Annotated in this window: 9 protein-coding genes; 4 read left to right on the top strand and 5 right to left on the bottom strand. The window is 64.3% G+C overall.

Features of this window, described 5'->3' with window-relative positions; all coding sequences use genetic code 11:
• Positions 1-13 precede the first annotated feature (13 nt).
• The 4 genes from glpD to WGH93_RS10205 all read left to right on the top strand — a co-directional run bounded on the left by glpD (position 14) and on the right by WGH93_RS10205 (position 5,939).
• The gene (gene glpD / locus WGH93_RS10220; protein ID WP_374764786.1) at positions 14-1,600 is read left to right on the top strand and encodes a glycerol-3-phosphate dehydrogenase; all 1,587 of its coding nucleotides are present in this window, start codon (positions 14-16) and stop codon (positions 1,598-1,600) included.
• An 82-nt stretch (positions 1,601-1,682) separates the two neighbouring features.
• Complete coding sequence (gene glpK, locus WGH93_RS10215) at positions 1,683-3,194, top strand: glycerol kinase GlpK (protein WP_374764785.1); 1,512 nt, start codon at positions 1,683-1,685, stop codon at positions 3,192-3,194.
• 125 nt (positions 3,195-3,319) lie between these two features.
• Positions 3,320-3,847 carry a hypothetical protein gene (locus WGH93_RS10210; RefSeq protein WP_374764784.1) on the top strand — a complete coding sequence of 176 codons (528 nt, stop codon included), beginning with the start codon at positions 3,320-3,322 and terminating at the stop codon, positions 3,845-3,847.
• 25 nt (positions 3,848-3,872) lie between these two features.
• Positions 3,873-5,939 (top strand): TonB-dependent receptor plug domain-containing protein, encoded by a 2,067-nt coding sequence (locus WGH93_RS10205; RefSeq protein ID WP_374764783.1) that lies wholly within the window; start codon positions 3,873-3,875, stop codon positions 5,937-5,939.
• A gap of 233 nt (positions 5,940-6,172) precedes the next feature.
• Here the strand turns inward: WGH93_RS10205 and WGH93_RS10200 are convergent, their stop codons facing one another.
• The 5 genes from WGH93_RS10200 to WGH93_RS10180 form a co-directional block, all read right to left on the bottom strand.
• Positions 6,173-8,305, bottom strand: coding sequence for a hypothetical protein (locus WGH93_RS10200; RefSeq protein WP_374764782.1), 2,133 nt, complete (start codon positions 8,303-8,305; stop codon positions 6,173-6,175).
• A 196-nt stretch (positions 8,306-8,501) separates the two neighbouring features.
• Positions 8,502-10,772 carry a TonB-dependent receptor gene (locus WGH93_RS10195; RefSeq protein ID WP_374764781.1) on the bottom strand — a complete coding sequence of 757 codons (2,271 nt, stop codon included), beginning with the start codon at positions 10,770-10,772 and terminating at the stop codon, positions 8,502-8,504.
• Positions 10,773-11,173: 401 nt separating this feature from the next.
• Positions 11,174-11,869: an outer membrane protein gene (locus tag WGH93_RS10190; RefSeq protein WP_374764780.1), complete on the bottom strand. Its 696-nt coding sequence runs from the start codon at positions 11,867-11,869 to the stop codon at positions 11,174-11,176.
• 181 nt (positions 11,870-12,050) lie between these two features.
• Complete coding sequence (locus WGH93_RS10185; RefSeq protein WP_374764779.1) at positions 12,051-13,658, bottom strand: phytoene desaturase family protein; 1,608 nt, start codon at positions 13,656-13,658, stop codon at positions 12,051-12,053.
• Positions 13,655-14,449, bottom strand: coding sequence for a glucosaminidase domain-containing protein (locus WGH93_RS10180; protein ID WP_374764778.1), 795 nt, complete (start codon positions 14,447-14,449; stop codon positions 13,655-13,657). Before WGH93_RS10180 ends, WGH93_RS10185 begins: the two co-directional genes overlap by 4 nt.
• Positions 14,450-14,558 lie beyond the last annotated feature (109 nt).

Raw genomic sequence — 14,558 nt, 5'->3', positions numbered from 1 at the left:
GAAGGGAAAACGCATGACACTTCAGCCCGAACAGCCGGAACCGTCCGGCCTGAACGACCGTGAGGGCAACGGCCCGGTTGTGGACCTGGCGGTGATTGGCGGCGGCATCAATGGCGTGGGCATTGCGCGGGATGCGGCGGGGCGCGGGCTGTCGGTCATGCTGCTGGAAAAGGGCGATCTGGGCGGCGCCACGTCCAGCGCCAGCACCAAGCTGATCCATGGTGGTTTGCGCTATCTCGAACATTATGAATTTTCGCTCGTGCGCCATGCCTTGCGGGAACGGGACGTGCTGCTGGCGGCGGCGCCGCATATTGTCTGGCCGCTCAGATTCGTGCTGCCCCGGCTGAAGGGCGGCCGCCCCGGCTGGATGATCCGGCTGGGCCTGTTCCTTTATGATCATCTGGGCGGGCGCACGGGCATTCCCGGCTCCGGTCGCCTGTCCATGAAAATCGACCCGGCGGCCGCGCCGCTCGATCCCGCCATCCGCCAGGCTTTCGCTTATTGGGACTGCTGGGTGCAGGACAATCGCCTGGTGGTGGCCAATGCCCGCGCGGCACAGCGCCTTGGCGCTGATATTCGGGTCAATACTGCGGTTACCGCCGCCCGCCGCCATGAAGGCGGCTGGCTTCTGGAAACATCCGGGCCATCCGGCCCCGGCACGGTTCGGGCGCGCGCGGTGGTCAATGCCGCCGGGCCGTGGGCGGGCCGGGTGCTGGGGCAGGTGGTGCACACCAACAGAACCGCCAGCCTGAAGCTGGTGAAGGGAACCCATATCGTCACCCGGCGCCTGTTCGATCATGACAGCGCCTATCTGTTCCAGAACCCGGATGGCCGGGTGATTTTCGCCATTCCCTATGAGCGGGATTATACGCTGATCGGCACCACCGAATCCGAATATGACGGCGCGCTGGAAACCCCTGAGGCGACGGAGGGCGAGATTGCTTATCTGCTGGCCGCCGCCAACCGCTATTTCCGCGCGCCCATCCAGCGCGCGGATGTGGTCTGGACCTATGCCGGGGTGCGCCCGCTGTTCGACGAAGGCGATGGCGACGAGGATGTTTCCGCCGTCACCCGCGACTATGTGCTGGATCTGGATGCGCCCGATGGGGCGGCCCCCCTGCTGAATGTGTTTGGTGGCAAGCTCACTACGTTTCGCAGGCTGTCGGAGCAGGCGGTGGACAAGCTGGCCGATGCCTTTGACGGCATGGGGCCAGCCTGGACGCAAAAGGCCCCGCCCCTGCCGGGCGGCGAGGCCGCGCCCGACACTCTGCTGGACGAGATCGGCACCCGCTGGCCCTTCGTGCCCCCGGCGATGGCGCGGCGGCTTGTCTATCACTATGGCACGGATGTGCGCGCCCTGCTGAGCGACGCCACCACGCTTGAAGATCTGGGCCAGCACTTCGGCGCCGATGTGTATGCGGCGGAACTGGCCCATGGCGTGGCCCATGAATGGGTCACCAGTGGCGATGCCTTTCTCTGGCATCGCACCAAAACGGGGCTGCGGCTCGACGAGGCGCAGCGTCAGGCCGTGTCGCACTGGGTCGCGGCCCGGACGGCAGAGGCAGCGAACGGTAGCGCGCCTTTGCGGGGAAAGGGCTGATGCAGGCGGCCTGTGCCCTTTTATCCGGGTTCGAGTCATGGCGTGATCACAAACAGTCCGAAATCGCAGGGAGGCCCGATTCATGACCGACACCGGCTATCTTTTGTCCATCGACCAGGGCACCACCAGCACGCGGGCTTTGGCGTTTGATCATGAACACCGCATCCTTGCCAGTGCCCAGCGCCCGCTTGGCCAGCATTATCCGGCCAATGGCTGGGTGGAGCACGAGCCGGAAGAGATATGGCAGGCCACACAGGCCGTCATGGCGGAGGTGGTGGCCCGCATGGCCGAAGCCGGGCGCCAGCCGATGGCCCTTGGCATCACCAATCAGCGGGAGACCACCCTGGTCTGGGACCGGGAGACGGGCACCCCCTGCCACCGGGCCATTGTCTGGCAGGACCGGCGCACCGCCGCCGCGTGCGAGGATCTGGCCGCGTCGGACGGTGTGGCCGCCACGGTGAACCGCCGCACCGGTCTGCTGCTGGACCCTTATTTTTCCGCCACCAAGCTGAAATGGCTGCTGGACGACCCGGATGGTCCCCGCCTGCGCGCCGGGGCGGAGGCGGGCAGGCTTCTGTTCGGCACGGTGGAAAGCTTTCTGGTGTACCGGCTTACCGGCGGGCACGCCCATGTGACTGATGCCACCAATGCCTCCCGCACCATGCTGGCGGATATCAAGACTGTTCAGTGGTCCGATGAAATGCTGGACCTGTTCGCCATACCCCGGCCCCTGCTGCCGCGCATCGTGGATTGCACCGAAACGGTTGGCCATGTGGCCGAGGGGCTGCCCGCCGCGGGCGTGCCCATTGCCGGGTTGGTGGGCGATCAGCAGGCGGCCAGCATCGGCCAGGCCTGTATTCGGCCCGGCATGGTCAAATCCACCTATGGCACCGGTTGTTTCGTGGTGCAGAACACCGGCGCCGAGCTGGTCTATTCCCGCAACCGGCTGCTGTCCACCGTGGCCTACAAGACCGCGGCGGGCGTGTCCTATGCGATGGAAGGCAGCATTTTCAATGCGGGCACGGTGGTTCAATGGTGCCGGGATGAAATGGGCTTTGTGGCCGATGCCGCCGAAACGGAAGCGGTGGCCGCCTCCATCCCCGATACGGGCGGTGTTTATCTGGTACCCGCCTTTACCGGGCTGGGCGCGCCGCACTGGGCGCCGGAGGCGCGCGGCCTGATCACCGGCATCACCCGCGATACGGGCCGGGCCCAGATGGTGCGCGCCGGGCTGGAATCGGTGGCCTATCAGACGGCGGACCTTTTGGGCACTTTGCGCCGGGACGGCGCCCGCCCGCCCGCCGTGGTGCGGATCGATGGCGGCATGGCGGCCAATGGCTGGTTCGCCCGCTTTCTGGCCGATGTGTGCAATGTGCCGGTGGAGCGCCCGGCCAGTTTGGAGACCACTGCGCTTGGGGCCGCGCTTGCGGCGGGCGTGGGGGTCGGGCTCTGGGCCGATCTGGATGCGGCGGCGGAAGGCTGGGTGCGGGACAGTGCCTTCACCCCGGACATGGACCCGGATCGCCGCGCCGCATTGCTGGCAGGCTGGCAACAGGCGATGGACCAGACCCTGGCGCCCATCAGGAACGGGTGAGCGCACGCCATGTGACCGGGGCCGTTGAACGGGCCCAAATGACCGGGCCGCGTTAAGGGGTCTTTAAAGGTTTGGTGCCATCCTCACGAAATATCACGCTTTTGTGATCATTTCGGGAGGGTGCTGTGATCTCACGTTTTCTTGCCGGTTTTCTGCTGTTTATGGGCCTGCTGATGCCATCGGCCCTGGCCGAGACCACCTCGGTCGAAATCAAGATCGCCGTGCGCACGGTGAGCTTTCTGCAATCCCCGCCCGCCGGGGAACAGCCTGTCCATATTGTCTTTGACCCGGCCACGCCCGCATCGCAGGCGGATGCGGATGCCATTGCCGCCGCCATGGCGGGCGGGATGGACGCCGGCAATACAACGCTGGTCCCGAAACTGACCCCCCTTGAACAGGCCGGTGATGTGCCGGATGGCGGCATCGTTCTGATCCCGCAGGGCACACAGGCCCACCACGGCGCCATTGCCGCCGCGACGGAAGGCCGGATGATCCTGTCCATGTCCACCGATCTGGCCTGCGTGCGGGCCGGGCACTGTGCCGTGGGGATCGAATCCACGCCCAAGGTGAAAATTCTGGTCAATCGGGCGGTGGTGCTGACGGAAGGCATCAAGTTCTCGTCCGGCTTCCTGCTGCTGGTCGAACAAATCTGACGCGTGATGACAAAGGAGACCCGCCATGACTCGTGAAACCGGAAGGATTGTTTCGGGATGTGTTGCCGCGCTCATGGTCAGCGCACCTTCTTTCGGCCAGGCGGTGGATTACGAGGCCATGCGGTCGCTGTTCGGGGAGCCGGTTACCGTATCCGCCAATGGCAAGCCCCAGCGCCAGAGCGACGTGCCCCTGAGCATGGAGATCATCACGCGGGAGGATATCGCCCGAAGCGGCGCACAGGACATTCCCCAGATTCTGCGCCGATATGCCGGCATGTCGGTGCGCGAATATGCCAAGCAGGGCAGCGAGGTGGCGATCCGTGGCTTCAACCAGCCCTTGTCGGAGCGTCTGCTGGTGCTGCTGAACGGGCGGCAGGTCTATCTGGACCTGTTCGGCCAGGTGATCTGGGAACTGATCCCGGTGGAAATCGGCGAAATCCAGCAGATCGAGGTGGTGCGCGGCCCCAACACGGCGCTGTTTGGCTTCAACGCGGTTTCCGGGGTGATCAATATCGTCACCAACAATCCGCTGTATAACGAACGCACCGATGTGAACGTGACGGCGGGCACACAGGATCAGCTTTCCGCGTCCCTTTCTAGCAGCTTCAAGCTGGGGGACCGGCTCGGCGTGCGCCTTTCCGCCGGGGCGTTCGGCGCGGATGAGTTCGATCAGGGGCGCCTGTTGCCCTTCAATCAGGATGTGTTGCAGACCAAGCCGCGCCGGTCACAGGTCAGTGGCGAGCTGTTCTATCAACTGAGCGACAATGTGCAGTTGGGCTTTGACGGCTCCTATTCCAGCATCAACCGCAACGGCTTTTCGCCGATCCGGGTGGATGCCCGGATCGAAGCGGACTTCTACACCCTTCGCGGGCGCCTGATTGCCGACACGGATTGGGGCCTGATCAATCTGAATGCCTATCATAACGGCCTTGATCCGGTGTTCGGCCAGCCCAACCCGGCCACCGGGGGGCTGAACCGGTTCAGCCCGCAGTCCAACACCAATGTGCTGCAACTGAGCAATATCTTTCAGCCCGCCATGGGCCACACCATCCGCCTGTTCGGCGAATACCGGGACAATGACCTGCAAATCCTCAGCGGCGACAAGACCTTTGCGCTGGATGGCGGCGGCGACGTGAAATACGAGATCGCCTCCGTTTCCGCGCTTTGGGACTGGAAGATATCGCAGGCGCTCAGCCTGTCCACCACGGTGCGGTATGACGATCTGTCCCTGTCCCGCAGTGGTGGCCTGCCCGCCGGTTTTCCGCTGACCAATGCGGACTTCGATACCGGCTTTGACGCGCTGGCCTTCAATGCCGGCCTGGTCTGGAAGCCGAGCGAGGCGGACACCATCCGCCTGACCGCGGCACGGGGCATCGACATTCCCAGCCTGACCGAGTTCGGCTTTGTCCTGCCAGCGGGGCAAAGCCCGTTCGGCGGGGCGGTTTTCATCGGCGGTGACCCGAACACGGACTTTTCCCGTGTGATGAATTACGAGGTCAATTATGATCGGCGGATTGCCCCGTTGTCCTCCACGCTGAAGCTGGCGGCGTTCTTTCAGGACATCAATAATATGCAGTCCTTCAATGCCCGCACCGTGGTGGCGCCGCCCCATATCGTGCTGTTTCAGGGCAATGTGGGCGACAGCGAAGCCTATGGCCTGGAAGCCACGCTGGAAGGCAGCAGCGGGGCGTTCCGCTGGAACATCAATTACACCCTGATGGATATCAGCAGCGATATTCCGCTGAATGACGGCGGCGTTTTCCGAACGCCCGTCCTGCCGGCGGAAGAGGTGTCCAACCACACGGTCAATGTGGATCTGGGCGCCGATTTTGGCCGCTTCAGCGCCGATACGCTGGTGCAGTACACATCCGGCTATACCACCACCCGCAATTTCTTCACCACGCCGCCCGGCACCTTCACCACCTTTGACGTGCCCGATAATCTGCGTGTGGACCTGCGCCTTGCCTATCGAGCGAACGACGCCGTGACCGTGGAACTTGTGGGACAGGCGCTGGACGAGCAAGCCTTTCTGGAAACGCCGCTGGCCCCGGTGGGGCGGCAGGTGTTCCTGCGCGTGGGCGCGGCCTTTTAAGGGCGGGGGCTTTATTTACCGCTCACGCCCTAGCGCTACGCGCCCGGCTCCGCGAGGGCGCCGCATGGGCGGCGGGCCACGGTCGTGGCCTCCGGCGCTGCCGTGGGCAGCGCCGGTAGAGGCAAGGCCGGTGCGGGTGGAGCGATTTGTTTACCGCTCACACCTGGCGCTGCGCGCTCGTCGGATAGGTTTGTGTTTGCGCGGGTGCGTGTAGGGTCGCTTTGGATGCGCGCTTAGGGGTTGTTCCCGTTCAGTGCCGGAACCTGGCGGTGCTGGCCGTCCGCGACGCCCAGGAAAACCGTGCTCCATAGCTGGACCGGGTTGGATTCGGTCAGATGGTCGGCGCCCTGGCCGAAGGGGCTTGGGACATAACGGCCATCCTGTACCGACCCATCCTGTACCGACCCACCCTGTACCGACCATGTCCACAGTTCGGAATTGAGCAGCGCCCGGCTGCGGCGAACGGTGGCCATGATCTGGTCGCGCGCGTCAGCCATGCGGGATTTCAGGCCCTCCGGCACGTCCGAGCGGGCAAGCTGGCGGTCAAGACCTGCAATGATCATCGCCTGTTGCCAGGACCAGATGGTGGTGCCGTGATAATGGTTTCTGGTGACCAGCGCCCGCACCTTTTCGTTCGCAAAGGCCGGATTGGCGGACAGAACCCCCACATCCGTGGCAAGCCCCAGCGGGAAGGGCTGCACGATCACGTTCAGCAGGTGCCCAAGGCGCCGGGTATCGGGCTCGGAAAACAGCAGGTCATAGCCCACGTCGGAATGCATGACGGGGATCGGGGTGCCATCCCCCGCCAGCGCCACGGCGGGAAAGCGAACGGGGTCATCGATCCGCTTGCTGATCGCGGGCAGGTCGCGCGCCGTGGTCAGGCTTTCCACCGCCTGCCGGGTTTGCGCGGGCGTCCGCTCTATGGTGAAGAAGGATGGCGCCCGCCGTTGCCAGATAGTGGCCATGGCCGCCACCCGCTCGGCGGCAGGCAGGTGTACCGACGGGGATACCAGCCCCGCCCGCATCAGCGTGGCCGTGGCCCTGAGGGCGGCGGGCATCAGCACCGCGTTCACATCATAGGGGATGCGGCCACCGGCCAGCCCCTCTTCGCTGTCCCGCCAGTTGCCGTCTTGCAGTCCGTCCCTTATGGATACCAGATTGGCGGCGCCGGGGTGATCGGCAAAGGCGGCGGCCTGCCCTGTCACCAGGGCCAGATTGTCCATCAGCGCCGCGCCGGCACTGCGGCCATCCGGCAGGGTTTTTGCCAACATGCCCTCGATCCGCGCCGGGCCGAAGCGGTCCAGATAGGCCGCCACCAGCGGCGCCAGCATCAGATTGTCGTCCACCATGTCATAGTCATAGACCGGCGCCGCGCTGGCTTCGCCCGTTTCGGCCATGTTGCGATAGACGGCCAGCTCACCGATTTCCTCCTCATGGGCAACGCCGCCCGCGGGGCTCAGCCGGGCCAGCACCGAATGCAGCGCCACGCTGGCGGCGCGGGGCGTGAGAACCGGCGTCAGAAGCCGGGCGGACAGCAGGGTATCGCGCCCGAAATAGGTCAGAAAACGCCAGGACCCGGCCAGCATCTTTTCCTGATAGGTGAGAAAGGCGAGCGCGTTGCGCTGGTCCGTGTCCGGCCCGGCGCCGTCGCTCAAAAGAGCCGCCCGGTCCAGCCCGGACAAGGGCGTGTCGCCGGTCAGGGCGGTGATGTCCATGTCCAGCGTGCCGCTTGCATCGGCTTCGAACGTGATGGCGTTTTCTCCGGCCTTGATGGTGCCCTGCTTCAAGGTGACCTTCAGGCTGTAGCGGCTTTCCCCGTCGGGCCGGGTGCGGGTGAAGGTCAGGCTCTGGCCGTCCATGACCGGCTCAAGGTCCGGGCGAGCGGGCAGGCGGTCGGGGTCCACCGCGCCGCGCAGGAAGCGGATGCTGCCCGCGTCGCCGCGTGTGAGCGCCAGCCGGGGCGTGTCGGCGCGCAGGTGAAAGCGTACGCCGCTCATTTCGGTGCCGTTTCGGGTGGTCCGCACGGGGGTGACATCCCGTGGGGCCTCAAAATCGGGGGCGGATGGCTGCGCCTGAAAGAACAGGGCCGCGCCGCTGTTGCCCGCGGGAAATGCCACCACAAGGCGCGGGCTTGGTACCGGGCGCACGGATATGTGCGCCGCCACGCCATCGGCGCGAATGAACCGGTTCAGCGTGCGGCCCTCGGCCTGGGAAAAATCAAGCACGTTCGTGGGGGAGCCCGCCTGGCCTGGCGGCGTTTCATCGGCGGTCACGCCGGTGGCGGCGCCAAGGGCCGCGAGCGCGATCAGGCCGGTTCGCCACAGGGTGGAAGCCGGTCGCGTGGTCGAATGGGCGATGCTTTGCATGATGGCGTCCCTACCTTGCTGGAGCCTTGCCGGTCGGCTGGCCGCGCTTAAAGCAGAGAGGTGACCGGGGTGTTCCGATGACCGAGTACGGATGTCATTGGGCAACCCCGGTCTCTCTCCTTGGGGGAGAAGCTGTGCGGCCATCTGTCGGGGCCGGCGGAACCGGCCCCGATGGTGTTGATGTCCGGTACGGCTATTAGAAGTCGTAGCCTACGGAGAACCGGAAGTTCTGGCCGAAGATCGGACGACCATTGGGTGCCAGCGGATTGCGGGGGTCACCCTCGGTCAGGCCCTGCGAGTCGTTCAGGTTGTCCGCGTGAATGCGGAAGAACAGGCCGGAGCCGGTGTTCAGCGAAACGCCCGCATCGATCTTGGTGTAGCTTTCCAGTTTCACCTGGTTGGCGTTGCTGGAGAAGCGGTCGCCCACAAAATGCGCTGCGGCATAGATGGTGGCGATGGAATCACCGATCTCGAACTCATAGCTGGGCGACAGGCGGAACTGCCAGTCGGGCTGGCGCAGAACCGTGTTGCCCACCTCTGCCGGATTGTCGGATTCGTCGATCTCGGCATCCTGGATGGTGCCGATACCGCGCAGATTGAAGCCTTCATAATTGATGGAGGCATCGATCTCCACACCCAGCGATTCGGTCTTGAAAGCGGTGTTCGGACGTTCGCCACCCACCGTGCTCTCAAAGGAATCCTGCTGCGTGTAATAGGCCGTGGCAAAGATGCTGTAATAGGTTGCGGAGTGCTTCACCCCGGCTTCCCACTGCTCAATGCCATTGGTGTTCAGATTGCCTTCGCGGATATCGTCGAAGTGCGGGAACAGGAAGCCGTCGGAGAAGCGGGCGAACACACCCGTGTCCTCGTTGAAGTCATAATTGACGGCTGCGGTGAAGGCCCATTCGCTGTCATTGAGGGACACATCCATGTCGCGGGTGCCGTCCGGGAAGCCTGGGCCGCTGTCCAGCACATATTCCAGATCGATCCACTCACGGCGCACACCCACGTCGAAGCGCAGATCGGGTGTGACCTGCCAGCTATCGGCGGCATAGAAGGCATCCACGGTGGCATCACCGGCGGATTCGATGCCGAACGCCCAGCACCCGGAATTGGACCCGGCAGCCTGCGTGGCGGCACAGTCCAGATTGGCGATCTGGTCGCCGTTCTGCACATTGTGAACCGGGATGAAGTTGCCGATGGTCCAGAAGTCGTCGGAAGACCAGGTGGCCTGATAATAACCGAAGGTGACATCGTGATCGCCGATCACCTTGTTCAGGCTCAGGTCATTGGTGAAGGATTCGAGATCCTTTTGAACCACCCAGTGGCCATAGTTCTGGATATAGTCATCACCGCTCAGGCTGGTGCCGCCCACGGTCTGAACATCGCTTTGGCCGAGCGCGCTGACACGAATGGGGTTGCCATCCGGTACGAAGCCGAAGGTGTCCGCATCGCCCTTGGTGAAGGACATGTTGTCCCGCACGGTCCAGCCGTCACCCAGGTCAAATTCAGCCTTCAGGCCGCTGACGCTGCCATCCCAGCCACGACCATCGGCGAAGTCGAAGGTTTCGGTGTCGCCATTGGCGTTGACCTGAAGCTCGCGGAAGCGCGTGGCATTGCCAAGCTGGGCAAAGGTGCCCAGATCATTGCCGGTGTTCAGCGCCATCGGCAGAACCCATTGGCCGTGATCGTCGGTGATCCGCGTGAAGGCGCTGATTTCACCATTGTCGAACACCTTGGTCAGTTGCGCCGTGAACTGGTTGCCTTCCTCGGCATTGAATTCCGTGTCCCGAACACCGGGCGAGGACTTCACATAGCCGCCGACCATGTAATACAGGCCTTCATCGAGCTTGCCGCTCAGCACGGCATCCACCCTTTGCAGGTCATAGTCCGACGTGGTGTATTTCACCCGGCCTTCGGTTTCCTCGCCACCCTTTTTCAGGTTGAAGTTCATGGTCACGCCCGGCTCCCCGTTGGAGAACACGGCGTTCGGGCCGCCCCGCAGACCTTCGGAGGATGCGATCGTCTCATCGATACGGAAGATCGAGCTCTGCTCGAAGAAGGACAGCATTTCCGTGCCGTAGATCGGCGCCCCATTGATGGACATGGTTACAAAGGGCGCGTCCCCGCCACCGGGCAGGCCGCGCACGTCGATGTTGGCACCCGCCACACCGCCGGAGCTTTCCGCCCATACGCCGGGAATGCCCTTCATCAGATCGGCCGTGGATTTGGGCGCGAACTGCTGAATGTCAGCGGCGTTCATGGTGGTGATGGCGAAGCTGGCTTCCTGCTTGCGCATACCGGCACCGCCGGGCGTGCCCAGTACCACCACTTCTTCAAGCGCGATGGAATCACTGCTGTCGTCGGCAGTGTTCTGCCCATCCTGTGCCATGGCGGGCACAGTCAGAAGCGCCGTTACCGCGGTTGCCGAAAGCAACCGGGATTTCAGGTCAAGATGCGTTTTCATGGCTTTTCTTCCTCCCCAAAAAACAAAATGAGGGAGGGCGGGCCGATCACGTGCAGCTCTGATACCGTGCCGTTTCAAGGGCATCAGTGGCTGGTTGACCATTAAATATGATCGGCTGGAACCCCTCCCTGACTGGCGACCCCAGAAAATCGCCAGCAGGTCTTGCATATGCATATCTGCAATCGATTGCAAGTAAATTGGTGCAATCGATTGCATATTTCCGTAAAATAATCATTTATGCGTGCAAAATAACACGCATTGGGTGGTTTTCAGCCCAATGTCATCACTTCGAGGTGGAATCCGGGCCGGCGCGCTCTCGCAACCGGCCCGAATCCGGTTTCCCTGTTCCGGGCTGTCCTTGGGTGCGCCATGGGGGAGGGGTATTGGCGGCACCCCCTGGATCAGAAGCTGAAGCGCAGCCCGGTCTGGGTTTGCCAGGTGCTGAATTCGCTGTTGAAGCGGCCACCGCCCGCCAGGTCGAAATCGACCCCCGGTGCGTCATAGAAGCGGCCTTCCACGAACCATTCGAAACGGTCGCTGACCGGCACGCTGACCCCGCCAATAGCCTGCCAGAGGAACTCGGTTTTCGTGGTACCGCCAAAGGGGGTGGTGGCGGTGCCGTCTTGCAGGATGGCATCGGATTCCACGCCGCCGAGCCCCGCGCCGAGCCCCACATAAGGCGTGAAGGAATCCGAAACATGCTCGAAGTCATAAATGGCGTTCACGAGGACGCCGAGCGAGCTGTTGTCACCGGAAACGCCGGTCACGGGCAGCTCCACGGCGCGCACATCGTCCAGGCTGTTTTCCCGGTAGCTCACTTCCAGTTCCAGCCGCAACCCGTCAAACCGTTCCGGCATCCGATAGCCCACGGCGCCGCCAACTACGAAGCCGGTCTTGAAATCCGCATCCAGCCGCTGCCCGATGGTAACATCCCCGGCCAGGGTGCTGGTCTGGTCCGACTGGAAGGACAGGCCGCCAAAGCCGGACAGATACAGCCCTTCATCCCGATCTTCCGCCATGGCGGCGGTTCCGGCACCGAAGAGCGCGACGAGTCCGGCCAAAGTGCGAGTCACCAGCGTTGGTGTCAGGCGTTGCATGAATATGCCTCCCTTTATAATCGTTAAAAATTCCATAACAAATCTTGGGGCGAATAGCCGGTCATACAACCCCGCAACATGCCGGTATTGGCGGAATCTCGCGCTTCTCACCGCTTTGTGATGGCGGCGGCGGGGGGAGGTCCGGCGTCTCCGCCCCTGATCCCGCGCCCGTCTGTTTCGCTCAGAACGGCAACAGGCGGCGGTCCTGCAACAGGGCATGGGCGGCATTGTGACCCGGCAGACCGCTGACCCCGCCGCCCGGATGCGCCCCGGAAGCGCCCAGATACAACCCGGCGACCGGCATACGATAGCGCGCCGCCCCCAGCGCCGGGCGGGCGGCGAACAACTGGTTCAGGGTCAGGGCGCCGTGGAAGATGTCCCCACCGGCCAGGCCCAGCGTGCGTTCCAGATCCAGCGGCGACAGCACCTGCCGGGCCAATATGCTGTCCCGCAGTTCCGGCGCATGGGCCGCCACCGTATCAATGGCGTGATCCGCCGCCTGATCGCGGAAGTCGTCCCAGTGGCCTTCCGGCAGGTCATAGCGGAAATGCTGGCAGAACAGGCTGGCCACATGCTTGCCTTCAGGGGCCAGCGACGGGTCCAGCGTGGAGGGAATCAGCATTTCCACCACCGGCGCCTTTGACCAGCCATGCCGCCGCGCGCTTTCATGGGCATTGTGCAGATAGTCCATGCCGCCACCCACAATGATGCCGCCGGTCAGATGCGGTCCAGGCCCCTTTGCGGCGGTGAAATCGGGCAGACGGTCAAGGGCCAGATTGATCCGAAGCGAGGCGGACTCGGTCTTGAAACGCCGCATGGCCGCCAGAAAGTCGCCCGGTACGTCTTTTTCATCCATCAACCGGGTGAACAGGGGCTTGGGGCCAAGGGCGGCGAGCACATGGCGGGCCTGAATGGTGCGCCCGTCCGTCAGTTCCAGCCCGTCCGCGCGGCCTTTCTGCACCCGTATCCGGGCCACGGGCGCCCCGGTTTCCAGCACGGCGCCCGCTTCCCCGGCGGCGCGGGCCATGGCCTGTGTGATGGCGCCCATGCCCCCCATGGCGTGGCCCCATGCGCCGCGCTTGCCGTTCACTTCGCCGAAGCAGTGATGCAGCAGCACATAGGCGGACCCCGGCGCTTCCGGTGTGGTGAAGCTGCCCACCACGCTGTCAAAGGCAAACAGCGCCTTGACCCGGTCATGGCGGAACCACTGGTCCAGCACCTCCGCCGCGCTGGCGGTGAAAAGCTGCAACAGGGCGGATTGTGTTCGGGGCGGCAGGGTCCACAACTGCCGGGCCAGGCGCCCGGCGCGCAGCATGGCGAGCAGGTCGCCGCCGGTATCGGGCGGCGGTGCCAGGGCCAGCGCGCGCAGCACGTCCGCCGCCTCGGTCAGCCATGCGTCATAAGCGGGAAGGGTTGCCGCGTCGTCCGGGCAGATTTTTGCCACTTCCCGCTGGAATGCCGCCCTGTCGGAAGGCACATGAAGCACACCGCCATCGGGTGACAGCAGCATATTATCCTGCGGGCGCTCCCTGATGGTCAGGCCATGACGGGGCAGGTCCATGTCCCGGATGACGCGCGGATGCAGCAGGCTGACCGTATAGCTGGCCAGCGAGTTGCGGAAACCGGGGTGAAATTCCTGTGTGACCGCCGCGCCGCCCAGCACCGGGCGCGCTTCCACCAGATGGACGGACAGCCCGGCGCGGGCCAGATAAAAGGCGGCGACCAGGCCGTTATGGCCGCCGCCCGCAATGGCCACATCCACACGCTTGTCGGGCCGCGTCGAGGTCATTCGGCTGTCTGGCTCTGCATCATCAGCGGCGTGTTGACCCGGATCATGGCGCGGATTTCGGATACATAGGCCGCGCCCCGCTCGCTATAGCGGGTCAGCCCGGCGGCCAGGGCTTCGGCCTTCGGTTTCCGCGCCTGCTGGCGCGCGGTGTAGCGGATGTCTCGCAGCCCGCCATAGGCGCCGGAGGTGTTGATATTGTGCAGATAGGCGCGCACCGCCGCGTTCACGGTGTCAAAGCTCGCCACTTCATGATTCTTGCCGGCACTGCGGCGCTTGGGAACGATCCCGCAGCCCTTGGAAAAGCACCACTGGCCGAAGAAATTGTTGCCCTTTCGGGCGAAACGGGACCGGCCCCAGCTCGATTCGTTGGCCGCCTGGGCCAGCACGAGGGGCAGCGGTACCGTGTCCACCCGGCGCAGCAGGGCGCGCCATTCGCTCTCCCGGCCCTCGCCGGACCAGTCCACACCGTAGTTTTCGGCCACATCGGCCACCCAGGCGGGGGGAGTCTTGTCCTGCCGGGCTGCCTGCAACCGGTCCCGCAGTGCGCTGATGCGCCGGTTTTCAGCCTTCACGATGGGGCGCATGAAGTCGAAGAACGCCTGCTTGCGCTCCTCCACGGTCATGTCCTCCGTGATGGTCAGATCCTCGGCATGGCGGTATCCGACGCCCAGCGTGTCCACGCTTTCCTGCCATTTGTACAGGCCGTAGATCAGCGTCAGAACCGCCGCCACAATGATGACGGCGCCCCCGCCCAGCAGCAGGCGGCTGTATCGCCCTTTCAGTATTTGCACGGATATCTCTCCTGATTGGGTTTGGCATCATGATAGGCTGTTTGGCCCCGCTTGGCAAAAGCCGTTCGGGGGCTGGCGTGTGCCCTCAATCGTGGCTTGCCCCCCTGCG

Source organism: Yunchengibacter salinarum (assembly GCF_037658235.1).
Taxonomy (GTDB): Bacteria; Pseudomonadota; Alphaproteobacteria; order Sphingomonadales; family Kordiimonadaceae; genus Yunchengibacter; species Yunchengibacter salinarum.
Note: the sequence above shows the minus strand (reverse complement) of the source record. Positions and strands in the feature narration are given on the sequence as shown.